Source organism: Gemmatimonadales bacterium, from assembly GCA_041390145.1.
Lineage (GTDB): Bacteria > Gemmatimonadota > Gemmatimonadetes > Gemmatimonadales > GWC2-71-9 > SPDF01.
Genome location: JAWKQM010000003.1, coordinates 136,634 through 159,323, shown reverse-complemented (window position 1 = coordinate 159,323; position 22,690 = coordinate 136,634). Strand labels below are relative to the sequence as shown.

General features: G+C 68.5%; 25 protein-coding genes. All 25 read right to left on the bottom strand.

The annotated features are described in order from the left end of the window. Positions 1 to 11: 11 nt before the first annotated feature. The 25 genes from R2910_02755 to coaBC all read right to left on the bottom strand — a co-directional run bounded on the left by R2910_02755 (position 12) and on the right by coaBC (position 22,690). Positions 12 to 1,196: a hypothetical protein gene (locus R2910_02755; GenBank protein ID MEZ4411895.1), complete on the bottom strand. Its 1,185-nt coding sequence runs from the start codon at positions 1,194 to 1,196 to the stop codon at positions 12 to 14. Between the two features lie 50 nt (positions 1,197 to 1,246). Then, positions 1,247 to 2,020: a succinate dehydrogenase/fumarate reductase iron-sulfur subunit gene (locus R2910_02750; GenBank protein MEZ4411894.1), complete on the bottom strand. Its 774-nt coding sequence runs from the start codon at positions 2,018 to 2,020 to the stop codon at positions 1,247 to 1,249. Next, the gene (locus R2910_02745) at positions 2,020 to 3,939 is read right to left on the bottom strand and encodes a fumarate reductase/succinate dehydrogenase flavoprotein subunit (GenBank protein MEZ4411893.1); all 1,920 of its coding nucleotides are present in this window, start codon (positions 3,937 to 3,939) and stop codon (positions 2,020 to 2,022) included. The genes R2910_02750 and R2910_02745 overlap by 1 nt, the downstream gene beginning before the upstream one ends. Continuing rightward, positions 3,936 to 4,598 carry a succinate dehydrogenase cytochrome b subunit gene (locus R2910_02740; GenBank protein MEZ4411892.1) on the bottom strand — a complete coding sequence of 221 codons (663 nt, stop codon included), beginning with the start codon at positions 4,596 to 4,598 and terminating at the stop codon, positions 3,936 to 3,938. The genes R2910_02745 and R2910_02740 overlap by 4 nt, the downstream gene beginning before the upstream one ends. Beyond that, positions 4,595 to 5,521, bottom strand: coding sequence for a malate dehydrogenase (gene mdh / locus R2910_02735; protein MEZ4411891.1), 927 nt, complete (start codon positions 5,519 to 5,521; stop codon positions 4,595 to 4,597). The genes R2910_02740 and mdh overlap by 4 nt, the downstream gene beginning before the upstream one ends. 90 nt (positions 5,522 to 5,611) lie before the next feature. After that, positions 5,612 to 6,139, bottom strand: coding sequence for a tRNA (cytidine(34)-2'-O)-methyltransferase (locus R2910_02730; protein MEZ4411890.1), 528 nt, complete (start codon positions 6,137 to 6,139; stop codon positions 5,612 to 5,614). 57 nt (positions 6,140 to 6,196) lie between these two features. After that, the gene (gene moaA, locus R2910_02725; GenBank protein ID MEZ4411889.1) at positions 6,197 to 7,237 is read right to left on the bottom strand and encodes a GTP 3',8-cyclase MoaA; all 1,041 of its coding nucleotides are present in this window, start codon (positions 7,235 to 7,237) and stop codon (positions 6,197 to 6,199) included. Beyond that, entirely contained in the window at positions 7,234 to 7,707 is a 474-nt protein-coding gene (locus R2910_02720; GenBank protein ID MEZ4411888.1) for a molybdenum cofactor biosynthesis protein MoaE, read from the bottom strand. The genes moaA and R2910_02720 overlap by 4 nt, the downstream gene beginning before the upstream one ends. Next, entirely contained in the window at positions 7,664 to 7,936 is a 273-nt protein-coding gene (locus R2910_02715) for a MoaD/ThiS family protein (GenBank protein ID MEZ4411887.1), read from the bottom strand. The genes R2910_02720 and R2910_02715 overlap by 44 nt, the downstream gene beginning before the upstream one ends. Positions 7,937 to 8,089: 153 nt before the next feature. Next, complete coding sequence (locus R2910_02710; protein ID MEZ4411886.1) at positions 8,090 to 8,425, bottom strand: HU family DNA-binding protein; 336 nt, start codon at positions 8,423 to 8,425, stop codon at positions 8,090 to 8,092. Between the two features lie 95 nt (positions 8,426 to 8,520). Then, entirely contained in the window at positions 8,521 to 9,624 is a 1,104-nt protein-coding gene (carA, locus tag R2910_02705; GenBank protein ID MEZ4411885.1) for a glutamine-hydrolyzing carbamoyl-phosphate synthase small subunit, read from the bottom strand. Positions 9,625 to 9,658: 34 nt separating this feature from the next. Continuing rightward, on the bottom strand, positions 9,659 to 10,036 hold the full coding sequence (gene secG, locus R2910_02700; GenBank protein ID MEZ4411884.1) for a preprotein translocase subunit SecG: 378 nt from the start codon (positions 10,034 to 10,036) through the stop codon (positions 9,659 to 9,661). 54 nt (positions 10,037 to 10,090) lie between these two features. Beyond that, positions 10,091 to 10,840 carry a triose-phosphate isomerase gene (gene tpiA, locus R2910_02695; protein MEZ4411883.1) on the bottom strand — a complete coding sequence of 250 codons (750 nt, stop codon included), beginning with the start codon at positions 10,838 to 10,840 and terminating at the stop codon, positions 10,091 to 10,093. A 3-nt stretch (positions 10,841 to 10,843) separates the two neighbouring features. Beyond that, the gene (locus R2910_02690; GenBank protein MEZ4411882.1) at positions 10,844 to 12,403 is read right to left on the bottom strand and encodes a serine hydrolase; all 1,560 of its coding nucleotides are present in this window, start codon (positions 12,401 to 12,403) and stop codon (positions 10,844 to 10,846) included. 13 nt (positions 12,404 to 12,416) lie between these two features. Then, entirely contained in the window at positions 12,417 to 13,607 is a 1,191-nt protein-coding gene (locus R2910_02685) for a phosphoglycerate kinase (protein MEZ4411881.1), read from the bottom strand. Beyond that, a complete protein-coding gene (gap, locus tag R2910_02680; GenBank protein MEZ4411880.1) occupies positions 13,604 to 14,614 on the bottom strand; it encodes a type I glyceraldehyde-3-phosphate dehydrogenase in 1,011 nt (336 codons plus the stop codon). Before gap ends, R2910_02685 begins: the two co-directional genes overlap by 4 nt. A 62-nt stretch (positions 14,615 to 14,676) precedes the next feature. Further along, positions 14,677 to 15,408, bottom strand: a complete 732-nt coding sequence (locus R2910_02675) for a double zinc ribbon domain-containing protein (GenBank protein ID MEZ4411879.1) — start codon at positions 15,406 to 15,408, stop codon at positions 14,677 to 14,679. Next, positions 15,392 to 16,195 (bottom strand): hypothetical protein, encoded by an 804-nt coding sequence (locus tag R2910_02670; protein ID MEZ4411878.1) that lies wholly within the window; start codon positions 16,193 to 16,195, stop codon positions 15,392 to 15,394. The genes R2910_02675 and R2910_02670 overlap by 17 nt, the downstream gene beginning before the upstream one ends. Then, entirely contained in the window at positions 16,182 to 16,676 is a 495-nt protein-coding gene (locus R2910_02665) for a low molecular weight protein arginine phosphatase (protein MEZ4411877.1), read from the bottom strand. Before R2910_02665 ends, R2910_02670 begins: the two co-directional genes overlap by 14 nt. Continuing rightward, positions 16,676 to 17,326 (bottom strand): L-threonylcarbamoyladenylate synthase, encoded by a 651-nt coding sequence (locus R2910_02660; protein ID MEZ4411876.1) that lies wholly within the window; start codon positions 17,324 to 17,326, stop codon positions 16,676 to 16,678. The genes R2910_02665 and R2910_02660 overlap by 1 nt, the downstream gene beginning before the upstream one ends. After that, positions 17,323 to 18,018, bottom strand: a complete 696-nt coding sequence (gene ispD, locus R2910_02655; protein MEZ4411875.1) for a 2-C-methyl-D-erythritol 4-phosphate cytidylyltransferase — start codon at positions 18,016 to 18,018, stop codon at positions 17,323 to 17,325. The genes R2910_02660 and ispD overlap by 4 nt, the downstream gene beginning before the upstream one ends. Further along, on the bottom strand, positions 18,008 to 19,381 hold the full coding sequence (gene radA, locus R2910_02650) for a DNA repair protein RadA (GenBank protein MEZ4411874.1): 1,374 nt from the start codon (positions 19,379 to 19,381) through the stop codon (positions 18,008 to 18,010). The genes ispD and radA overlap by 11 nt, the downstream gene beginning before the upstream one ends. Position 19,382: 1 nt before the next feature. Further along, positions 19,383 to 20,759, bottom strand: a complete 1,377-nt coding sequence (gene dnaB / locus R2910_02645) for a replicative DNA helicase (GenBank protein ID MEZ4411873.1) — start codon at positions 20,757 to 20,759, stop codon at positions 19,383 to 19,385. Further along, entirely contained in the window at positions 20,722 to 21,504 is a 783-nt protein-coding gene (locus R2910_02640; protein MEZ4411872.1) for a uracil-DNA glycosylase, read from the bottom strand. Before R2910_02640 ends, dnaB begins: the two co-directional genes overlap by 38 nt. Continuing rightward, entirely contained in the window at positions 21,494 to 22,690 is a 1,197-nt protein-coding gene (gene coaBC / locus R2910_02635; GenBank protein ID MEZ4411871.1) for a bifunctional phosphopantothenoylcysteine decarboxylase/phosphopantothenate--cysteine ligase CoaBC, read from the bottom strand. The genes R2910_02640 and coaBC overlap by 11 nt, the downstream gene beginning before the upstream one ends.

Below are 22,690 nucleotides of genomic sequence, written 5' to 3'. Positions count from 1 at the left end.
ATCAGCTCATCTCAGTGATGGTGTGAACCCGACATCCGTCCGGGAGCGTCCTCGGACACCCCGTACCGACCCATTCTGTGCGTGAACGCCGTCCGTCCGAGGCCGACTGTCAGCCCGAGGCTGACGCCCCAGAAGCCGGTGCCATCGTACCAGAGTGCCGGGTCGAAGACTCCCGGCCCCACCTGGGATACCGTCACGTAGGAGAGCTCCACAAAGGGGCGGAGGCGCGCCACCCCGCCTCCGGCCAGGAGGTCCCGCCCAACGCCGATGGTGTTCAGCGTCCAACGCGTCGTTCCCAGGATCGCGTCTTCCAGGTGGGGCCGGACGCTCCGCGTGGGCTGCGCAAAGATGCGCTCCTCCTCTGGCCGCTCCGTGCGCTCGAACTGGTAATACAGCCGCGTGGGCCCGAGATCCCACGCCGCCTCGGCGAGCAACGAATGGAAGGTGAACAGGCCCTCACTCTCGTTGGTCTCTGCCCATTCGGCGAAGGCGGTGAAGGGGTGGTCTCCGAGCGGCCGCGTCCATTGGGCGGAGGCGTGCCACTTCGTCTGGTCGGTTCCCGACCCCGCGCGATGCTCGGGCGACTGTACCGATGCATAGGACGCCTCGAGTTGCAGCCCCTGCACAGGGAACGCGGTCAGCCGGGTGGACCAGGAATCGCCGAATCGGCTGAAGTTGGGCGACTCCTGGGGAAATTCCGGCTCGTCACCGTTGAAGAGGGAGACTTCCAGCATGACAGGACCGGCGAGTACACCGCCGGTCAGCACCGCACGCTCCAGGATCTGGCTCCAGTGATGGTTGACGGGATACCGGAGCGTCAGCCGATCGGACGGGTCGTCGCTCCCGAACGCCGCGAAGCCCTTGCCGCCGCTCAGCGACAGCTCCGTCTTGCCCAGGTGCCCCACCCCGGACGCCATGAGCTCGTGAATGATGGTGTGCGGATGCCGCCGGTCGACGAAGCCCTCGCCCCAGGCGCCGATCGTCAATTCGCCATCGGGAATGGTCCAGGACTCAAAATTGACCGTCGAGGTGACCCGGAGCGCGCGGTTGTACGCCGTGGCGTGGGCCATCAACATGGGCTGGACCAGCCGGATCTCCGTCGCCTCCCCGCCGAGCGGCTCGCCGTTCGAGTAGGTGCCGACGACGATGCCCCGACCGGCGAATGTCGCAGAGGTCGAGCCGCCCTGCCCGCGCACGGTGGCGGGCAGGGCGGCGAGAACCAGCGTGAGGGAGAGGGCAGTCCGGATCAGGGACCAGCCGCCGCGGTCGATTCCGGCCGCCCGCGCAGCGATGCGACGCGGTAGTCCCGGTTCATCCGGGCAATCGTTTCGAGGCTGATCCCCTTGGGGCAGGCCGCGGTGCATTCTCCGTAGTTGGTGCATCCGCCGAACCCTTCGAGGTCCATCTGGGTCACCATCCTGAGGGCACGCCGGTCCCGTTCCGGCTGTCCCTGGGGCAGCAGGCCCAGATGCGAAACCTTGGCCGCCGTAAAGAGCATGGCGGAGGCGTTGGGACACGCTGCCACGCAGGCGCCGCACCCGATGCACTGGGCGGCGTCCATGGCGCTGTCCGCATCCTGTTTCGGCACGAGGATGGCATGCGCGTCAGGCGCGTTGCCGGTGGCGATGCTGACGAAGCCCCCGGCCTGGATGATCCGGTCGAGGGGCGAGCGGTCGACGATGAGGTCGCGCAGCACGGGGAAGGCCCGGGCCCGCCATGGTTCGATCACAATCTCGTCGCCGTCCTTGAAGCTGCGCATGTGCAACTGGCAGGTGGCGGTCCCGGCCATCGGACCGTGGGCGACGCCGTTGATCATCACGCCGCACGAGCCGCAGATGCCCTCGCGGCAGTCGTGGTCGAACGCAATTGGATTCTCGCCGTTGCCGATCAGCCCCTCGTTGACGACGTCCAGCATTTCGAGGAACGACATGTCGGGACTGATGTCGCGGGCCTCGTAGCGCTCCAGGCGTCCCGGGGCGCCGGCGCCCGGCTGGCGCCACACGTGCAGGGTCAGGTTCATCACTTGTAGCTCCGCGTGGCGAGCTCAATGTTCTCGTAGTGAAGCGGCTCGATGTGCCGGACGGGGGGGGTGTCGTCGCCGGTGTATTCCCAGGCGGCGACGTGCGCGAAGTGTGCGTCGTCGCGCTTCGCCTCCCCGTCGGGCGTCTGGTACTCGGTCCGGAAGTGCCCGCCGCACGACTCCTCGCGCTCGAGGGCGTCGCGGCACATGAGTTCCGCGAATTCCATGAAGTCCGCCACCCGCCCCGCCTTCTCGAGCGACTGGTTGAGTTCCTCGCCGGTGCCGAGGACCTTGACGTCGCGCCAGAACTCGGCGCGCAGTTCCGGAATCCGCGCCAGCGCGGTGCGAAGCCCCTCGGCGTTCCGGGCCATCCCGCAGTGCTCCCAGAGCAGGTGGCCGAGTTCCCGGTGAAACGAATCGACGGTGCGCGTGCCCTGCACCGCCAGCAGGCGCGCCACGCGGTCGGCCACCTGGCCAACGACCGCCCGGGCCTCGGGATGGGTGCCGTCCACCGCGGGGAACTTGTGGGTCGCGATGTAGTTCCCGATCGTGTACGGCAGGACGAAGTACCCGTCCGCCAGCCCCTGCATCAGGGCGCTGGCCCCGAGGCGGTTCGCGCCGTGATCGGAGAAGTTGGCCTCCCCGATGACGAAGAGCCCGTCGATCGTCCCCATCAGGTTGTAGTCCACCCAGAGGCCGCCCATCGTGTAGTGCACGGCGGGGTAGATCCGCATCGGCACCTGGTACGGGTTCTCGTCCGTGATCCGCTCGTACATCTCGAAGAGGTTGCCGTACCGTTCGCGAATGGTGTCCTCGCCCAGGCGGCCGATGGCATCCGCAAAGTCGAGGTACACGCCGCGCCCGCCCGGTCCGACGCCCCGCCCCTCGTCGCAGACTTCCTTGGCCGAACGCGAGGAAATGTCGCGGGGCGCCAGGTTCCCGAAACTCGGGTACTTCCGCTCGAGGTAATAGTCCCGTTCCGCCTCGGGGATGGCACCCGGGGCGCGGGTGTCCCCCTTCTTCTTCGGGACCCAGACCCGGCCGTCGTTGCGGAGCGACTCGCTCATCAGGGTCAGCTTCGACTGGTGGTCGCCCGCCACCGGAATGCAGGTCGGGTGGATCTGCGTGAAGCAGGGATTGGCAAACGCCGCCCCGCGCTTGTACGCCCGGTAAGCGGCGGTGACGTTGCAGCCCTTGGCGTTGGTCGAGAGGTAGAACACGTTGCCGTAGCCCCCGGTCCCGAGGACGACAGCGTCGCCGAACCACGTGTCGATCTTGCCGGTCACCATGTCGCGCGTCACGATGCCGCGCGCCTGCCCGTCGATGACGATCAGGTCAAGCATCTCGCTGCGCGAATGCATCGTGACCTTGCCCGCCGCGATCTGCCGCTCGAGGGCGCTGTAGGCGCCGAGCAGCAGCTGCTGGCCGGTCTGGCCGCGCGCATAGAACGTCCGCGACACCTGCGCCCCGCCGAAGGACCGGTTGGCCAGGAGTCCGCCGTATTCCCGCGCAAAGGGCACGCCCTGCGCCACGCACTGGTCGATGATGTTGACGCTGACCTGCGCCAGGCGATAGACGTTGGCCTCGCGGGAGCGGAAGTCGCCGCCCTTGACGGTGTCGTAGAAGAGGCGCCAGACGCTGTCGCCGTCGTTGGGGTAGTTCTTGGCCGCGTTGATCCCGCCCTGCGCGGCGATGCTGTGCGCCCGCCGCGGACTATCCTGGTAGCAGAAGCAGTGGACGTTGTATCCCAGCTCGCCGAGCGTCGCGGCAGCCGACCCGCCCGCGAGGCCGGATCCGACCATGATGATGGTGTGCTTCCGCTTGTTGGCGGGGTTCACCAGCTTGAGGTCGAACTTGTGCTGGTCCCACTTCTGGGCCAGCGGGCCGTCCGGAACATTTGGATTGAGGTTGATGCTCACCGCAACATCCCCCCGAGAATGGCCGACGGGATCGCGATAAACCCGAGCGACACGATGAGCGCCAGGACGGTCGCGAAGACGCGCCGGGCGGTATTGAACCGGGGATGATTCCATCCCATCGTCTGGAAGAAACTCCAGATGCCATGGCTCAGGTGCGCCAGCAGCGCCACCATGGCCAGGATGTAGAACAGTGCCACCCATGGCACCTGGAAGGAGCTGACCACGTTGCTGTAGACGTCGGTCTCGCTGAAAGTGTAGCCGGGGTGGATGGTCCCGGTGGTGAAGTGCAGCAGGTGAAACACGATGAACACGAGCAGGAGGATGCCCCCCGCCCGCATCAGCCGCGCCGCCAGCGTCGAGGCCTGGGGCACCTGTTTCGCATAGGCGACCGGACGGCTCACCTGGTTCAGCCGGATGAGCGTCAGGGCGGCCCAGACGTGGAGGCCGACGGCCGTCAACAGGACGAGCCGCACGGTCCAGAGCACCACCGCGCTGCTCTTGAGGAGGGCCCCGTACGCGTTGAGCGTGCCGGGGCCCTTGAAGACGAGGAGATTGCCGGCCACGTGCCCGGTGACGAACCCGACCAGCAGCAGCCCGGTCAGGGCCATGATGACCTTGCGGCCGACCGTGGACCGCGCGAACCCAAGCGGTGTGCTCATCCGATCGCCACCATGGTCTCGCGCACGGCCGCCGCCGAGGCGTGCAGTTCCTTCTTTTCCGCATCGGTCAGCGACACTTCAATGACCGCCTCGAGGCCGCGCCGGCCGAGCTTGCACGGCACGCCGCAGAACACGTCCTTGAGGCCGTATTCGCCGGTCAGCCATGCCGCACAGGGGAGGATGCGCTTCTTGTCGAGCGCAATCGCCTCGACCATCTGCACCGCGGCCGCGCTTGGCGCGTAGTAGGCGGAGCCGGTCTTCAGGAGTCCCACGATCTCCGCCCCGCCCTTCCGGGTCCGGTCGACGATCGCGTCGAGCTTGTCCTGCGCGATCAGCTGCGTGATGGGAATCCCGGAGACCGTGGTGTAGGAGATCAGCGGGACCATCGTGTCGCCGTGGCCCCCGAGCACCATCGCCTGAATGTCCTCGACGGAGACGTCGATGGCCGCGGCCAGGAAGGAACGGTATCGCGCGGTGTCCAGCACGCCGGCCATGCCGATGACCCGTTCACGGGGGAAACCGGACTCCTTCATCGCCACGTGGCACATCACGTCGAGCGGGTTGGACACCACGACGATGATGCTCTGTGGAGCGACCCGCTTGATCTCGCGCGCCACCGAGCCGACGATACCGGCGTTGGTCTTGACCAGGTCGTCGCGGCTCATTCCCGGCTTCCGGGCGATGCCCGCCGTGACGATGAAGACTTCCGCGCCGGCCGCCTCGTCGTAGCCGTTGGTGCCGACGATGCGGGTGTCGAACCCCTCGATCGGCGCCGACTCCCACTGGTCGAGTCCCTTGCCCTGAGGGATGCCCTCGACGACGTCGATCATGACGACCGTGCGGGCGAGATTCTTTTCGGCGAGGCGCTGGGCGGCGGTTGCGCCGACATGGCCGGCGCCGACGACGGCGATCTTCTGCAGCATTGGTTGTAGAGTCCCAGGTCAGGGTCTGAATGGTGAAGGTGGAGCCCGTAAGCTAAAGGCCCGATGGCCTCGCACAAAGGGTGGCGATTGTCAGCGCCGGCGGCGGCTCCGCTTCTTCTTGGGCGGCTCGTCGCTGGGCGCCGCCTCCGGCGCCATCGCGGGAACCGGCGCCCCGATCCTACGCAAACCTTCATAAAGCACGACGCTGACCGCATTCGCGAGATTGAGGCTGCGCACCTCCCCCGGCATCGGGATCCGGAAGCAGCGATCCGGATGTTTCTCGAGGATGCGGGCCGGCATGCCGTCCGTCTCATTTCCGAAGACGAGGACGCTGTTCCACGCGAACGGCGCCTCGGAGAGATCCCGCGTGGCGTTGGCGGAGAAGTAGAGGGTCCGGTCGCGGCTGATCGCATCCCGGAAGGCGAACCAGTCGGGGTGGACCCAGAGATCGACCTTGTCCCAGTAATCGAGGCCCGCGCGCTTGACCTCCTTGTCGTCCACGGAGAAGCCCAGCGGCTCGATCAGGTGAAGAGGGGCACCCGCCGCGGCGCAGAGACGGGCGATGTTGCCGGTGTTCGGTGGAATCCGGGGTTCGATGAGCGCGACGTGCAGGGCCATGGATGGAAGGCTCCCAAATGATCCGTCACGAGACGGGGTGAGCGCCGATTGCCGACGTCAGCCGCCCCTGGTGTGCATCTCGCGCCGCGGATCGGCGCGAAGCGTTTCGACTTGATAGAGTGCGCCGCGGGAAGGAACCGTCAGGCGCTGCTCCGCCCCGCGATCCTCCCGCGACGTCCACCGCTCCCGGATCAGGGTGGCGAGTTCCTCGTCCGTGATCCCGTCGCGCAGGACGTCGCGAAGGTTGATCCCCTCCGTCGCGTAGAGGCAGAGATACCAGGTGCCGTCCGCGGTGAGCCGGCTCCGGTCGCAGTCACGACAGAAGGGAGCGGTGGTGGAGGCGATCACGCCGAAGACCGTGCCGTCCGCAAGCCGGAACCGCTCCGCCGGTGCCGCGGCGCGCGACGGGAGTGGCTCGGCGGGCCCATGCACCTCCGCGATGGCCGCCAGAATCTCGGCCTGGGACACCACCTGGTCCCGGGACCAGCGCGTCGCACCCCCGACATCCATGTATTCGATGAACCGCAGCTCGACCCCCTCCCGCCGCGCAAACGCGAGCAGCGGAAGCACCTCGTCGTCGTTGTATCCCCGGATGATGACGGCGTTGACCTTGACCGACGCAAACCCCGCCGCCACCGCGGTGGCGATGCCGGCAAGCACGTCACCGTGCCGGTCGGTCCGGGCGAATTCCGCCATCCGCTCCGGTCGGAGGGTGTCAAGACTCACGGTCACCCGCCCCAGCCCGGCGGCGCGGAGCGCCTCGGCCCGCTCACGAAGGAGAATGCCGTTGGTGGTCAGCGCCAGGTCGCGCACCCCCTCGACACCCGCCAGACGCCGGACCAGATCGGGAAGGTCGTGACGCAGCAGCGGTTCGCCCCCGGTCAGCCTCACCTTTCCTGCCCCGAGACCGGCAAAGATCCCGGTGAGACGGGTGAGCTCCTCGAAGCTGAGGATCGACGCGCGCGGCAGCCAGGTGTACTCCTCTTCAGGCATGCAGTACCGGCAGCGCATGTTGCACCGGTCGGTCACGGAGAGACGCAGGCTCCCCATCGGCCGGGAGAGGCGATCGGTCGGCGTGCCGGTCATGAGCGGGCTCACGGGTTCCCCCCTTCGGCCCCACCGGCGCCGACCCAGCCCACTTCGCCATCGGCAAAGTGTTCCCGCTTCCAGATCGGTACGCGGCGCTTCAACTCCTCGATGACATGCCGACAGGCGGCAAACGTCTCCTCCCGATGCCCCCCACCAACCGCCACGACGACGGCAACATCGCCGACCTCAAGCGTGCCAAGTCGATGCTGGAGCGCGACCTTGACCGGCCAGCGGCTCTCCGCCTCCGCCACCACCCGGCCGCACTCCGCTTCGGCCATCTCGTGATATGCGGAGTAGTCGAGTCGAACCACCGTGCGTCCCTGATGCTGTGAGCGGACAACGCCGAGGAAGGTGGCGACGCCTCCCCGCTCGGGCGCCTGGACCTCGGCCATGGCCCGGGCCACATCGAGTGGGTCGTTCGACAGGTACGCCATCTCACCCGCCTGCCAGCGGCGGAAGGATCGCGACTTCGTCGCCATCGTGAAGTCGCTGGCTGGTCAGGACATGCACGAGGTTGACGGCGCAGAGGGGACGGTCGGGAAGAGCGACAGCCGCGGGGACCTGTCGGCGAAATTCGGTGAGGAGGTCGCCAACCGTGGCACCGGACGGGAGGGAGATTTCCACACTCGTCCGGCCGACGGCCTCGGCATAAGCGGCGAACAACCGGATGGCGACGGTGAGGCGACCTGAGGCGGTGCTGGAGGTCATGAAGAGACCGGCCTGCCGAGAGTCAACGGGTTCATGAGCAAGCGCTTAGGCGCTGGTGGTGAGAACATCGTTCAAGGTACACCAGCGGGGCGTTGTGGAAAAAGACAGGGCCGCGCGGCAGCGCGGCCCTTCGATCACGCTGGAGCGCGATACTCAATTGACGTCGGCCGGGCCTCCGGAGGAGACCACATCGCCTTCCTCGGCCACCAGCGACCGCAACTCCTTGCTGGGCTTGAAGACAGGCACCGGACGCGCCGCCACTTCCACCGGCTCGCCGGTGCGCGGGTTGCGAGCCATCCGCGTCTTGCGACGGCGGATCTTGAAAGTGCCAAACCCGCGCACCTCAATGTTATGCTGGTCCTTGAGCGCCACCTTCACGGCGTCGAGGAACGCGTCGACTACCCGCGCGCAGTCTTTCTTGGAGATCATCGGCCCGGCAGTGCGGGCGATCGACGCGGTTACCTGCTCAACGAGGTCGGCCTTGGTCATGCATCCCCCAGGAGGGTCTCATGAGGCGGGCGTTCAATATACGCCGGACAGGCCGATAATATGGGCTTACCTGTTGTCTGTCAATGGGTTGGGGGTCAGCGGGCCGGCTGGGGGGCCATGGACCTGACAAACTGGGCAAAGTGCGGGTAGGCATCATGGGGGCCTGGAGCGGCCTCCGGATGGTACTGAACGCCGAATACGGGCAGCGTCTTGTGGCGGAGTCCTTCTACGGTGCCATCATTGAGGTTAAGGTGCGTGACCTCCAAATCGGGGGCTCCCGGCACTCCGTCTTGCCCTCCCGCCACGGCAAAACCGTGGTTCTGGGTGGTGATGAGGACGCGACCATCGGCAAGGTCCTTGACGGGATGATTGCCGCCACGATGACCGTACGGCATCTTCACCGTGCTCCCGCCGAAGGCCAACCCCAAGAGCTGATGCCCCAAGCAGATACCGAACATCGGGATCCCACTCTCGGCGAGCGAGCGGATCACGGGAAAGGCATAGGTGACGGCGGCAGGGTCGCCGGGCCCGTTCGAGAGGAAGACCCCGTCGGGGGACATCTTCAGGACCTCGGCGGCGCTCGTCGTGGCCGGAACGACAGTCACCCGGCACCCGGACGCCTCGAGCATGTCGACGATGTTCCGCTTCATCCCAAAATCGAACGCAACCACATGGGGACCGGAGGAGCCCTGTTCGTATGGCTTGTCCACCGTGGCCCGGGACGCCAGGTCCAGACCCTCCATGCTGGGGGAGTCGAGGAGGTTCTGGCGTATCGCGTCCGACGGTGCCTCCCCCTCGGCGATCACCCCGCGCATGGCGCCCTTGGAGCGGATATGCCGGGTCAGTCGGCGGGTGTCCACGCCGGTCAGCACCGGGATCTGATACCGGCCGAGCCACCCATCGAGTGATTCGGTGGCCCGCCAATTGGAGTGCTGCCGAGCGAGTTCGCGAACCACGACACCCGAAACCTGGGGCCGGGTGGATTCCATGTCCTCGCTGTTGACCCCGTAGTTGCCGATCATGGGGGCAGTCATGACCACGATCTGCCCGAGATAACTGGGATCGGTAAAGGTTTCCTGGTAGCCGGTCAGGTTGGTCGTGAACACCACCTCACCAAAGGCCGGGGAAATGGGGGCCGCGACGAACCCCTTGAAGCAGGTTCCATCTTCGAGCAATACAAAGGCGGGGCGGCCGGTCATCCGGCCACCCCGCCACGAGTAACGTCCCGCCGCATTATGGCTGCGGCTGCGGCTGCGGCGCCGCGGGCGTCTCGGCCGCCGGGGCCGGCTCCGTACCGCCAAGAGGCAGCGGAGAGCTGGTGACAGGCGCCTGCTGCTCCGGCTGGGCAAGCAACCGCTCGACATCCGAAGAGGCCGTCGACCGGCCGGCTGACATCACCGACAGGACCAGCGAGAGGACCAGGAAGATGCCGCCGAGCCACCAGGTGGACCGCGTCAGGATGGTGACCGCCTGCCGACCACCGACAAAGCTCTCGGTGCCGCCGCCGCCGCCCATGGCCGCCAAGCCGCCGCCCTGCCCCGCCTGGAGCAGCACGACGACAGAGAGCAGCAGCGCATCAAGAATCAATAGCGTCAGAATGAGACCGAACATGCCTATTTCCGTTGTGAGACAGTCTGGAAGAATAACCGGTCGGCGCCGAGGGGGTCAACCACCGATCCCCACGATTTCCGCCCAACCATCCGGGTCGAGGCTGGCCCCGCCGACCAGGACCCCGTCGATCTCCGGCTGGGCCAGGAGCCCCAAGGCATTGCCCAGATTGACGCTCCCGCCGTACAGGATGGGGATCCGGCCGGTGGCCCCCAGTCGGGACAGCTCGGTGCGCAGCGCGATGTGCACCCGGGCGGCATCCTCGGCGGTTGCGTTCCGGCCGGTGCCGATGGCCCAGACCGGCTCATAGGCCACGACCAATCGGTCCATCTGCCCGGATGGCACCCCAGCCAGCCCTGCACGGAGCTGCCGGAGGACGACCGCCTCGGTCTTCCCCGCTTCGCGCTCCTCGAGCTTTTCGCCCACACACAGAAACGCCGTGAGTCCGGCATCCAGGAGGGCACGGACCTTCTTTCCCGTTTCCTCGTCCGTTTCCCCGAATACGTGCCGCCGCTCGGAATGCCCCACCAGCGCCCCGCTCGCCCCCGCCCCGCGCGCCAGGGGAATCGACGTTGCCCCGGTGAACGCCCCCTTGGGTTCCCAGTGTACATCCTGCGCACCGATCCGCACATCGGGCCGTGCGGCGAAAGCCTCAGCCGCCGTCCCGATCGAGACCGCGGAGGGGAAGAACCAGAGGGAGCGCCCCTCGACCGGGGCGGTGGCCCCGAGGAACTGCCCGGCAAACCGCCGGGTCTCCTCGGGGGTCACCTGCATCTTCCAGTTGGCGGCAAAGAGCAGCGGTCGCATCCGCTACTGCTTCCGGACCGGCGTCAGGTGGAGGTCCTGGAAGTCGAAGCTGAAGTCCACCTCCGGCGAGGCTGGCTTCATCGTGGCGCCTGCCACCTTGCCCTCCTCGTCGAGGGTGAAGGTGACGAACGCGTCGGCGCGGAGCTCGCGGTCCCGCCACTTGACCAGCCAGGTGTCGTACTGCCAGTGCTCCATGTCGCCGACGAGGTCCGGCGACTTGTCAAACTGCATCACGAGCCCGCTGCCCTTGAGCGACACGGTGATCGTCCCATACCACGGGTCTTCGTAGGTCGCCGCGTAGCTGGCCAGTGGAAGTGACGGGCGAGACGCGCTGTCCCGCGCGGCTGCCGTCGCCGCGTTGGCCGCAGCCATCATCGAGTCCGCTTGCGCCATCCGGCTCGTGTAGCCGGCGAGCCAATCGAACGGCGGCGCGTTGAGGTAGTAGTCGAGCACCTTCAACCCGATCGACATGAACGCCGCGCCGGACTCCTGGTTGGTCAGGACCATGACGCCGACCTTCTGGTTCGGCAGCATCATCAGGAGGGAGACGTATCCCGGCAACCCGCCGGTGTGCGTCACCAGCTTCTGCCCCCGGTAATCCCGCAGGAAGAACCCGAGGCCGTAGCCCGAGAAGTTCGCCGTGTACGGGGCGAGTTCCTTCGGCATCGGTCCGGTCGGGATCGGCGTGACCAGGTTCCATTGCTGTCGGGTCGTGCTCGGCTTCCAGAGGTGCTTGTCGCCGACCCGCCCGGAGTCCATCTGCGCGATCATCCACCGCGCCATGTCGTTGGCGCCGGCGTTGATGCCGCCGGCGGGGTCGGTGTTGGGGTCGGAGAACGGCTTCACCACCTGTACGGTGCCGTTCACCTTCGCGTGGGTGGCGGCCACGTTGCCCCCTGACTGTCCGGCGGCGGCATGCGTGCTGTTCGCTTCCTTCATCCCGACCGGCCGCATGATCCGGTTGGTGATGAAATCGGACCAGGTCTGGCCCGAGACCCGCTCGATCAACTGCCCGGCGACCAGGTAGAGGACGTTGTCATAGGCGTAGGCGCTGCGGAAGCTGGTGGCGGGTTCGATGTAGCGGAGCCGGCGCATGATCTCGGGTGGTGTGTACGTCGTCGGCGGCCACCAGAGGAGGTCGCCGGCGCCGAGGCCGAGGCCGCTCCGGTGCACGAGGATATCGCGCACCGTGATCTGCCGGGTCACCCAGGAATCCCACATCATGAACTCGGGGAGGTAGTTCACCACCGGGGCGTCCCACTCGAGCTTCCCCTCCTCCACCAGCATGCCGATCGCCAGCGCGGTGAAGGCCTTGGTGTTCGACGCGATCCCGAACCGGGTGTCGGCGTCCACCTTCTCACTTGAGCCGAGTCGCTTGACGCCGTAGCCCTTGGCGAGCACGACCTGCCCGTCCTTCACGATGGCGATGCCCATCCCCGGCACGTCGAACTGCTTCATGACCGCGGCCACATAGGCATCGAAGTTCGGGGGAGGCGTCGCCGGCTTGGTCTGGGCGGCCGCGACCATCGGCAGGCAGAGCGCGAGGAGGAGCAGACGGATCATGCGCATGAAGTCCTCAGCTTTCGTCGAGTGCGGCGACACCGGGCAGGACCTTCCCCTCGAGGAATTCGAGGGAGGCGCCGCCCCCGGTTGAAACGTGCGTCATCCTGTCAGCGAGCAGGGCGGCGGCAACGGCCGCAGCCGAGTCCCCGCCACCGACCACCGTGACCGTCCCCGCTTCGGTGGCGCGAGCCATCGCCTGGGCGACGGCCATCGTGCCGTGGTCAAAGGGCGGAGTCTCGAATACCCCCATCGGGCCGTTCCACACCACCGTGCCGGCCGCGGCAATCCGCTCGGCAAAGAGGCGCTCACTGGCCGGATCGATGTCAAACATGGCCCATCCAGCCGGTATGGCGTCTCGCGGGACCGTGCGCGTCTCGGCGGTGGCATCGAGCTTCTGCGCCACGACCGCCCCGACGGGCAGCACCAGCTTGGCGCCGGCCCGCTTCAGCAACGCCGCCGCCATCTCCACCCGGTCGTCTTCCACGAGCGAATTGCCGACCTCCAGCCCCATCGCCTTGAAGAAGGTGCAGGCCATGGCGCCGCCGATCAGGATGGCGTCGACGGTGGGCAGCAGCGCCTCGATCAGGTCGATCTTCCCGGAGATCTTGGCGCCGCCCATCACCGCCACGAAGGGACGCTTCGGGTTTCCCAGTGCCTGTCCGAGGTATGCCAACTCCTTTTCCATCAGGAATCCCGACACGGCCGGCTTCAGCCGGTGCGCCACGCCTGCAGTGCTCGCATGGGCCCGGTGCGCCGACCCGAAGGCGTCGTTCACGTAGAGGTCGCCGAGCGCGGCGAAGCGCTCTGACAGGGCGTCGTCGTTCGTTTCCTCACCGGGATGGAACCGGGTGTTCTCCGCCACGGCGATCCCCCCGCGCGGCATGTGGCGCGTGGTGGCGACCGCCTCCGCCGAGGTCGGGTCGGGCAGGAAGGTGACCGGAGAGCCGAGGAGGGCCTCGAGCGCCCGGACCACCGGCTCCATGGAGTACTTGGGGTTTGGCGCGCCCTTGGGCCGGCCAAGGTGCGAGAGCAGCACGACCCGCGCGCCCCGGTCCCGGAGATACTTGATGGTGGGCAAGGCCGCGCGAATGCGCATGTCATCCGTGACGCGGCCGTCGGCGATCGGGCAGTTGAAGTCCACCCGGACCAGCGCCCGGCGGCCTTCGAGGGCCGCCGGGTCGAGCGAGGCGAGTGTCCGCTTCACAACCGGGCGCCGATGTACGACAGGAGGTCGACGCAGCGCGCCGAGTACCCCATTTCGTTGTCGTACCAGCTCGTCACGTTGACCATGGTCCCGTCGACCACGTTGGTGGACAACAGGTCGACCGTGCTTGAGGCGACGTTGCCGATGTAGTCCACCGAGACGAGCGGCTCGTCGCTGACCGCGAGGACTCCCTTCATCGGTCCCGCGGCATACTCGCGAAACGCCGCGTTCACCTCGTCGATGGTCGTGCCCTTCTTGACCTCGACGCTCAGGGCCACCACCGAGACGTCCGGGGTCGGGACCCGGAGGGACACGCCGTCAATCTTTCCCTTCACTTCCGGGAGTACCAGACCGGTCGCCTTGGCCGCACCGGTGCTGGTCGGGATGATCGAGACCGCCGCCGCGCGGGCGCGGCGCAGGTCCTTGTGCGGCAGGTCGAGGATCTGCTGGTCGTTGGTGTATGAGTGAATCGTCGTCATGAACCCGTGCACGAAACCGAACCGCTCCAGGATGACCTTGACCACCGGCACCAAACAGTTGGTGGTGCAGCTGGCGTTCGAGATGACATGGTGCGCGGCCGGGTCGTACTTTTCGTGGTTGACGCCGTAGACGAGCGTGACGTCTTCCTTCTTGGCCGGCGCGGAGATCACCACCTTGCGCGCCCCGGCCGAGAGATGCATGGCGGCATGCTCCCGGTCCGTGAAGCGGCCCGTGGACTCAAGCACCACGTCCACGCCTAGCTCCTTCCACGGCAGCTTGGAGGGGTCCTTTTCCGAGAGGACCTTCATCGTGTCGCCGTTGACGACCAGGGACCCTTCCCCGGCCTCGACGGTGCCGTCGAACCGACCGTGCACCGAGTCATACTTGAGCAGGTGCGCCAGGGTCCTGGTGTCCGTGAGGTCGTTGACGGCCACGAAGTCGAGGTCGGTCGCCCCCATCTTCTTGGCTGCCCGCACGACGTTCCGCCCGATCCGGCCGAATCCATTGATGCCGACTTTGACCGCCATGGTATCTCCTGTAAGAGAATCAGTGCGCCGGAAAAATAACCCGAATCAGCCAGACCGCACCCTCAACCCAGCATTGTCGCCGGCGGGCGGGCCCGTGCGAAGGTGACCGCCTGGACCGAAGTCGCCCCTCCGGCCGCGAGCGCGACCGCCGCCTCTGCCAGGGTCGCACCGGTTGTCAGGACATCGTCCACCAGCACGATCCTCCCCTGCACCGGGCCCGTGGCCTCGAACGCGCCGCTCACGTTCGCCCGCCGCGCCTCCGGTGTGAGCTTGGTCTGGGTCCCGGTCTCCCTTCGGCGGCGCAGCAACTCCGGCTGCACCGTGTGCGTCCCATGTCGCGCGAGCGCCTCCGCGAGCCGCTCCGCCTGGTTGAAGCCTCGCGCGCGCAGCCGACGGCTCCCCAGCGGAATGGGGACCAGCACGGCCGGCGCCTCAAGCAACGGCACCGGTTGCATGCCGGCCGCCAACGCATCCGCGACGCGCCACCATCCGCCGTACTTGAGGCGGTGCATCGCCCGGCGGGCCCCCTCGTCCAGCCAGACCGCGGCCCACACGGAGGTGAGCGCCAGCGGCCATTCGGCGCAGAAGAGGCACGGCCCCTCTGGGGGGACCGTCCCGCCGCAGCGCGCGCACTGCGGCGGAGCCACCCGCCGCCAGCGGGAGCGGCAGACGCCACAGATCAGCGCGTCGCCGTCACTCCGGGGGACTGGTTCATCACAGGTCAGGCATTGCGGTGGGAGCAGCGCCCATTCGAGCGCCGAGAGCGCGGCGCGGAGATCAATCGAGGGCAACATGCAGGGCGGCCCGCATCACGTCGAGTGGCGGTGTTTGTTTCGGGAACCACCGCGTGAGCGCGGCCGCCCCCTGGGCCAGGAGCACTTCCCGGCCATCCGCGGCCCGTCTGCCGGCCGCCCGCTGCTGGCGGACCCAAGCCGTCTCTCCCCGGCGGTAGACGAGGTCGAGCGCGGCCGCCGCTTTCGGCGTGGCGTCCGGCCTGGACGGGAGGGGATCGCTCGTCTTCAGGCCGAGCGGAGTGGCGTTGATGACCAGCGTCGCCTCTTCCGCGGTGGCACACTCGACCCCACGGGCGCCGGCCAGGGCGAGCAAGGCGGCGGCCCGACCGTGGTCACGCGAGGAGACGGCGATGCGCGCACCCGCGAGCCGCGCCGCTTCCACTACCGCACGCGCCGAACCGCCGGTCCCGATGACCAGCCACGTCTCCGCCTCGACCTCGAGCCGGCGGAGCGCAGCCTGCACTCCCTCGACATCGGTGCTCTCGCCGGCCAGCGCAGTGCCATCCCACCAGAAGGTGTTGCAGCTGCCAAGCGCCGTCACCCGTTCGCTCGGCCGCGTCAGCGCGGTGGCGGCCACCTGCTTGTGCGGAACGGTCACGTTGCCGCCCCCCCCCGCCTCCGCCAGTGCGGCCATCAGCACCGGCACATGCGCCGAGGCGCAGGGCATGGGGACGTACACCGCGTCGAGGCCAAGAACCCGGAACGCCGCGTTGTGCATCGCGGGCGAGAGGGAGTGCGCCACCGGATCGCCGAGCAGGGCGAAGACCCGTGTCCTACCCCCCTGCATTCCGTTGCTCCCCGGCCAGGCGGTCCGCCACAATCGTGATCAGCGTGCTCAACTCGTCTCGGGTCTGGCGATACGCCTCCAGATCGGCGCCGAAGGGATCGGCCACCTCCGCGTCCCCGCCCGACCTGCCGGCAAACTCCCCGAGCAGGTGCACCCGATCGTCTCCCCCCAGCTCAAGAATTCGGGCCCGGTGGTGGCGCGCCATCGTGAGCATCAGATCTGCGGCCGCCACCAGTTCACTGGTAACGAGTCGTGCGCGATGGCCAGAGAGATCGAGCCCGTTCTCCAAGCCAACCAGGTAGGCCCCTTCCGACGCCGGTGCTCCCTCCCATGCGCCGGTTCCGGCGGAGAGCACCTCGATGCCCGTGACACCGCGCTCCTCCAGGGCCTGGCGCAGCAGCGCCTCCGCCAGGGGGCTGCGACAGGTGTTGCCGGTGCAGACCAGGACAACGCGACGAGGGGACGATTGGCGCGAAGGCATCAGGGTGCAAGGCTCCCAACCGCGCGACGCAGTTCGTCCCGGGGGATGGCCCCCTCCCGAACCATGCGCGGGAGCGCTTCGGTGCAATCCACGATGGTGGAGGGAGGGACGTTGCCGAGCACGCCGCCGTCAAGAACCAGGAGGTCGCCGGCCCGCACCGCCTCGGGAAAGAGCGGCACGATGCCACTGGCACCGGCGGCCGGGGGACTTCCCGGGCGGTTGGCCGACGTGGAGGTGAGGGGAATCCCGCATGCCTCGATCAACCGGCGAACGCCGCGGTGTGAGGTGTACCGCACACCGATGCCCCCTTCCGCGCCGCGCAGCCGGTCCGGCAGATGCCCCTCTCCACCCTTCAGAATGAGCGTCAGCGGCCCGGGCCAGAAGGCGGCGGCGAGCGCACTGGCGGCGCGGGAATACACCAGTCCCCATGCCTCGGGCATCTTCTCGCTCGAAACCAGCAGCAGGAACGGCTTCTTCGGCGGCCGTCCCTTCAGGCGCGCCAGGGCATCGAGCGCGGCCTCGGTCGGCGCCGAGCCGAGCCCGTAGACCGTTTCGGTGGGATAGGCCAGGAGCTTGCCGGTGGCGAGATGGTCGCGCACCGTCGGGATCGCGCGCTCCACGTCATCCGGCGTCAGGAAGGGAAGAATCATGAGACACCCTGGAGGAGCGCTGCGGCGAGAGTGAAATCCGCCTGCGTGGTAAGCTTGAGGTTGGCTGGTTGGTCGGGCACCAGTTCGACCCGACCACCGATCCGCTCGACCAGTTCGGCATCGTCGGTGCCCTGCACCCCATCGGCGGCCGCCGAGGCGATGGCGCGTTCCAGCAGCTCGCGCGGAAATCCCTGCGGTGTCTGCGCACGCCAGAGTCGGCGCCGCGGAATGGTGCATTCAACGGTGGGCGGCCCCTCGCCCTCCGCCGCCATCTTCAGGGTATCGCCCAGCGGCACCGCGGCCACGGCGCCAGTGCCGCGAGCCGCCACGGCGATGACCGCGTCGATGGTTTCCCGCGAAACGAGGGGGCGAGCCCCGTCGTGCACCAATACCAGCGCGCACTGCTCCGGGAGCGCCGCAAGCGCAGCACGGACCGAGTCGCCCCGCTCCACGCCGCCGGCCACGAGCCGGAGTCGCTCCCCCAGGAGAGGGGCCAACCATTCCGGCGGGTTGGCCACGGCGTCGGGCGGGAGCGCGACCACCATGTGCGTGACGTTGGGGTGGGAGGCGAAGGGACGGATGGCACGGAGGAGCACCGGCACGCCGGCGAGCTCGCGGAACTGCTTGGGCGTCCCGCCGAGGCGGGTGCCACGGCCCGCGGCCACGACGATCACCCCGACGTCAAGCGGCAAGGCTCTTCACCAATTGATCGATGTGGTCCACGCCCACCACGGTGATGCCAGAAACAGTGGGCGGATTCCGCCCCGGCGAGAACACGCGCCGGAATCCGAGCCGCGCCGCCTCGGTCATCCGACGCTCCATGCCGCTGATCGGACGCACCTCGCCGCCCAGCCCGATTTCACCAAGATAGAGCACATCCGCCGGAACTGGCTTCCCGTGAAGGCTCGAGAGCAGCGCCGCGGCCACGGCCAGGTCGGCCCCGGGTTCCGCGAGACGCACACCGGCCGTGGCCTGCACGAACACGTCGAGCGAGGCGAAGGAGGTGTTGCCCCGCCGCTCGAGGACGGCGAGCAAGACCGCCAGGCGCTTGGGATCGAGCCCGGTGGCGACGCGCTGCGGCGTGCCATACCCCGAAGGTGCGGCGAGGGCCTGCACCTCGACGAGGACGGGCCGCGTGCCCTCCATCAGCGCCGTCACGGCGCTGCCGCTCGTGCCGGTGGCGCGCGCCGCCAGGAACATCGCGGAGGGGTTCGGCACCGCCACGAGCCCGCGCTCCGTCATCGAGAAGACGCCGAGTTCGTCGACCGAGCCGAACCGATTCTTGGTGGCGCGAAGCAGCCGGTAGTCGAGCGAGCCCTCCCCCTCGAAGTAGAGCACCGTGTCCACGATGTGCTCGAGGGTCTTGGGACCGGCGATGCCGCCTCCCTTCGTCACATGCCCGACGACGACCACCGCGGTGCCCGTCTCCTTGGCGTAGCGCATCAGGAGCGCGGACGACTCCCGCACCTGCCCGACGTTGCCGGGCGCGCTCTCCAGCGAGTCGGTGTACACGGTCTGGATGGAATCGAGGACCAGGAATTCCGCGGGAAGGCCGGCGGCGGCCTCGAGCACCGCCTCGAGCCGGGTCTCACCGAGGACGTGCACCGGCCCGGCATCCTCTTCGAGGCGGGCCGCGCGGAGGCGGAGCTGATCGGGGGATTCCTCGCCGCTCGCGTAGAGCACCCGGCGCCCGCCCGACTCGAGCCGGGCGGCCACCTGGAGCAGCAGCGTCGACTTGCCGATGCCGGGTTCGCCGCCGATGAGCGTCATCGATCCGGGGACGATGCCGCCCCCGAGGACAAAATCGAGTTCGGGAAGTCCGGTGGGCCAGCGGATGAGGCGGGATTCGGCGATGTCGCGGAGGCGGACGGCGGGGGCAGCCGGGGCGTGCGAGGCACGCGGCGCATTCCGCCGACCGGCCCGCGTGGCCGCCGGCCGCACCAACGGCTCCTCGGCCACGGTGTTCCACGCCTCGCATCCCTCGCACCGGCCGACCCACTTGGGATGGTCGTGTCCGCACTCCGTACACCGATAGACCGACTGCGCGCGGGCCATGCTACTCCGGGTCGTCGCGGCTTGAGAAGCTGTCGAAGCGGGTGTATTCCCGGCTGAAGCGCAGCTGCACGTCGCCGGTGGGACCGTTGCGGTTCTTGGCCAGCATGATGTCGGCCAGCCCTCTCTTCGATTCGTCCTCCCGGTCGTAGTACTCCGGGCGGTGAATGAACATGACCAGGTCGGCGTCCTGCTCGATGGCGCCGGAGTCCCGCAGGTCCGAGAGGATCGGGCGGCGCTCCCCGCCCCGCTGCTCCGAGGCGCGCGACAGCTGGCTGAGCGCGACCACCGGCACCGCGAGTTCACGGGCCAGCGCCTTCAGGGAGCGGGAGATGTCGCTGATTTCCTGGACCCGGTTCTCGGCATATTCAGGACTGCGCATCAGTTGGAGATAGTCCACGACGATCATCTTGATGTCGTTGTCCGCCTTCAGCCGTCGGGCCTTGCTGCGCATTTCCAGGAGCGAAAGGCTCGGGGTGTCGTCGATCCAGACCGGACAGCTCTGCAACACACCGGCGGCGCGCGCCAGGTTGGTAAAGTCGGCGTCACGAAGCCCGCCCTGCCTGACCCGCTGGCTGTCGACCCGCGCCTCGGCGGTGAGCATCCGCTGCACCAGCTGGTCCCGGGACATTTCCAGCGAGAAGATGGCGACCCCTTCCCCCTCCACCGCCGCGTGCGTGGCGATGTTCAGACAGAAGGCGGTCTTCCCCATCGACGGCCGCGCCGCGACGATGACCAGTTCCGACGGCTGGAATCCGGAGGTCAGCTTGTCCAAATCTACGAACCCGCTCGGCACACCCGTGATCGATTTGCCGCTCCGCTGGAGCGCTTCAATGCGCTCCATCGTGGGCCAAAGCATCTCCTTGAGGCGGCTGAAGCCCTCGCTGCCCCGGTCCTGCGAAATCTGGAAGATCCGCGATTCCGCCTTGTCGAGCAGGTCGGAGGCGGTGGCGCGGCCGTCGTACGCCTCGGTGATGATGCCGGTGGAGGTCTCGATCAGGCGGCGAAGGATCGCCTTGTCCTTGACGATCCGCGCATGGTATTCGAGGTTGGCCGCCGTGGGGACGGCGTCCACGAGGTCGGCGAGGTAGTCGGCGCCCCCGACGGCGTCGAGCTCGCCGCGGCGCCCCAATTCTTCGCGCAGGGTGACGGGATCGATGACGGTGCGCCGCTCCACGAGGGCCACCATGGCCCGGAAGAGGCGGCGGTTGCCCTCGCGGTAGAACATCTCGTCCTGCACCAGTTCCGTCGCGAGGAGCGCGGCGTCCTGGTCCAGCAGCATGGCGCCCAGCACCGCCTGCTCCGCCTCCTGGCTCCAGGGGGCGGCGCGGCCGGTGTAGGTCTCAGCGATCGAGGAGCTGTCGGGCGATACGGACGTCATCCCAGGTCGGCTTCTTCCAATTCGGGTTGCGGAGCAGTGCCGCGGGGTGATAGGTGACCACCAGCGGCACGCCTCCATAGCTGTGCACCGCGCCGCGCAGCGCGCCCAGGCTCTTCCGGACGCCGAGCAGCGACTCGGCCGCGGTGGCGCCGAGCGCCAGAATCACCTTCGGGCGGACCAACTGCACCTGACGGCGGAGATAGGGAAGGCAGGCGGTGGACTCGTCCGGCAACGGCTTCCGGTTCTGCGGGGGCCGGCACTTCACGACATTGGCAATGAATACACTCTCCCGCGGAATCCCGATAGATCCCAGGATCTGCGTCAGGAGATCGCCTGCGGCGCCGACGAACGGCCGACCGGTTTCATCCTCCGTGGCGCCCGGCCCTTCGCCAATCAGCATCAACCCGGCGGAGGGATCCCCCTCCCCGGGGACGGTATTCTTGCGTCCCTGGGCCAGCCCGCAGCGGGTGCAGCCGGCGATCCGCTCGGCGATCGCCCCGAGCGAATCGAGCGCGCCGAGCCCGTCGCCGAGAAGGTCGGGGGTCGGCAACTCGATGGTCAGGCCGGGGCCTGGGATGGGCGGGGCCCCGCGGCGCCAGTCGATCTCGGCGGGGCCGCGGGGCTGCGGGGCAGTCGACACCTCCTGCCCCCCTGCCCCGCGGTCCCCCTGTCCGGCTGCGAGGTACACCTCGCTGCCGCCTAGCTCCGCCTGCTGGCGGAGATACCGCTGCCACTTATCCGACAATGCGGGCCTCCACGGCGTCGAGGATGGTGTCGGCCACCTCGCGCTTCGAGGCCAGCGGCACGACGCGCGCGTTGCCTTCGCGGTCGAGAATCGCCACCCGGTTGGTATCGACGTCGAAGCCGGCACCCGGCTCGAGGGCGTCGTTGACCACGATCAGGTCCAGCGCCTTCCCTTCGAGTTTCGTGCGCGCCTTCTGGATCGCGTCGCCCGTTTCCAGCGCGAAGCCGACGATCACGCTCCCCGCCTTCCGCACCGCCACGGTGGCGCGGAGGATGTCCGCCGTCGGTTCCATCGGGATGGCCAGCGCACCGTCGGTACGCGGTCGCTTGGCGGTGCTCGGGCTGGAAGGCCGGTAGTCCGCCGGCGCGGCGGCCATGATCAGCACATCCGCACCTGGAAGTTCCTCCGACACGGCCCGCTCCAGGTCCTGCGTGGTCTCCACCGACCGGAGCCGCACGCCGACCGGTGCCTGCAACGTGACGGGGCCGCTGACCAGGACCACGTCTGCGCCCCGCTCCCATGCGGCCTCGGCGAGCCGGTAGCCCATCTTGCCACTGGATCGGTTGGTCACCACCCGGACCGGATCGATCGGCTCACGGGTCGGGCCGGCTGTCACCACCACAGTGCGACCTGCCAGCGCGCTCCCGCGGCGGAGCACTCGCGCGCCGTGGGCAACGATCGTCTCCGGCTCACTCATGCGACCGGGGCGATCCGACGGACCCTCCGCGAGCGGGCCGACCTCGGGGCCGACAAACGCCCACCCCCGGGCGGCCAGCGCTTCCACATTCCGGGCCGTCGCCTCGTGCGCGTACATCGCATCATTCATGGCGGGTGCGGCGAGCACCGGTCCGGTGCGGGCGAGCAGCAGGGCGGTCAGGACGTCGTCGGCGAGTCCCTGTGCCGCGCGGGCGAGCAACTGGGCGGTGGCGGGCGCAAGGATCACGAGATCGGCGGTGTCGGCCAGGCGCACATGCGCAAGCGCCCGATCCCGCTCCCAGAGGGAGGTCAGGACCGGGCGCCCGGTCAGTGCCTCAAATGTGAGCGGCCGCACGAACTCCGCGGCGGCACGCGTGAGGACGACATCCACCCGCGCCCCCGCCTCGGTCAGGCGTCGGGCAAGAATGCAGCTCTTATAGCATGCGATCCCGCCCGACACGCCGAGGACGACGTGCCGGCCGGCCCACAC

Excerpts from the sequence above, each read along its gene's own strand:
- R2910_02670 (MEZ4411878.1), bottom strand. The coding sequence starts at position 16,195 with ATGCAGGGGGGTAGGACACGGGTCTTCGCCCTGCTCGGCGATCCGGTG.
- R2910_02660 (MEZ4411876.1), bottom strand. The coding sequence starts at position 17,326 with ATGATTCTTCCCTTCCTGACGCCGGATGACGTGGAGCGCGCGATCCCG.
- carA (MEZ4411885.1), bottom strand. The coding sequence starts at position 9,624 with ATGACCGGCCGCCCCGCCTTTGTATTGCTCGAAGATGGAACCTGCTTC.
- mdh (MEZ4411891.1), bottom strand. The coding sequence starts at position 5,521 with ATGCTGCAGAAGATCGCCGTCGTCGGCGCCGGCCATGTCGGCGCAACC.
- radA (MEZ4411874.1), bottom strand. The coding sequence starts at position 19,381 with ATGGCCCGCGCGCAGTCGGTCTATCGGTGTACGGAGTGCGGACACGAC.
- R2910_02740 (MEZ4411892.1), bottom strand. The coding sequence starts at position 4,598 with ATGAGCACACCGCTTGGGTTCGCGCGGTCCACGGTCGGCCGCAAGGTC.
- R2910_02750 (MEZ4411894.1), bottom strand. The coding sequence starts at position 2,020 with ATGAACCTGACCCTGCACGTGTGGCGCCAGCCGGGCGCCGGCGCCCCG.
- dnaB (MEZ4411873.1), bottom strand. The coding sequence starts at position 20,759 with ATGACGTCCGTATCGCCCGACAGCTCCTCGATCGCTGAGACCTACACC.
- R2910_02720 (MEZ4411888.1), bottom strand. The coding sequence starts at position 7,707 with ATGGCGACGAAGTCGCGATCCTTCCGCCGCTGGCAGGCGGGTGAGATG.
- R2910_02665 (MEZ4411877.1), bottom strand. The coding sequence starts at position 16,676 with ATGCCTTCGCGCCAATCGTCCCCTCGTCGCGTTGTCCTGGTCTGCACC.
- R2910_02690 (MEZ4411882.1), bottom strand. The coding sequence starts at position 12,403 with ATGATCCGTCTGCTCCTCCTCGCGCTCTGCCTGCCGATGGTCGCGGCC.
- R2910_02710 (MEZ4411886.1), bottom strand. The coding sequence starts at position 8,425 with ATGACCAAGGCCGACCTCGTTGAGCAGGTAACCGCGTCGATCGCCCGC.
- R2910_02675 (MEZ4411879.1), bottom strand. The coding sequence starts at position 15,408 with ATGTTGCCCTCGATTGATCTCCGCGCCGCGCTCTCGGCGCTCGAATGG.
- secG (MEZ4411884.1), bottom strand. The coding sequence starts at position 10,036 with ATGTTCGGTCTCATTCTGACGCTATTGATTCTTGATGCGCTGCTGCTC.
- tpiA (MEZ4411883.1), bottom strand. The coding sequence starts at position 10,840 with ATGCGACCGCTGCTCTTTGCCGCCAACTGGAAGATGCAGGTGACCCCC.
- gap (MEZ4411880.1), bottom strand. The coding sequence starts at position 14,614 with ATGGCGGTCAAAGTCGGCATCAATGGATTCGGCCGGATCGGGCGGAAC.
- R2910_02715 (MEZ4411887.1), bottom strand. The coding sequence starts at position 7,936 with ATGACCTCCAGCACCGCCTCAGGTCGCCTCACCGTCGCCATCCGGTTG.
- R2910_02730 (MEZ4411890.1), bottom strand. The coding sequence starts at position 6,139 with ATGGCCCTGCACGTCGCGCTCATCGAACCCCGGATTCCACCGAACACC.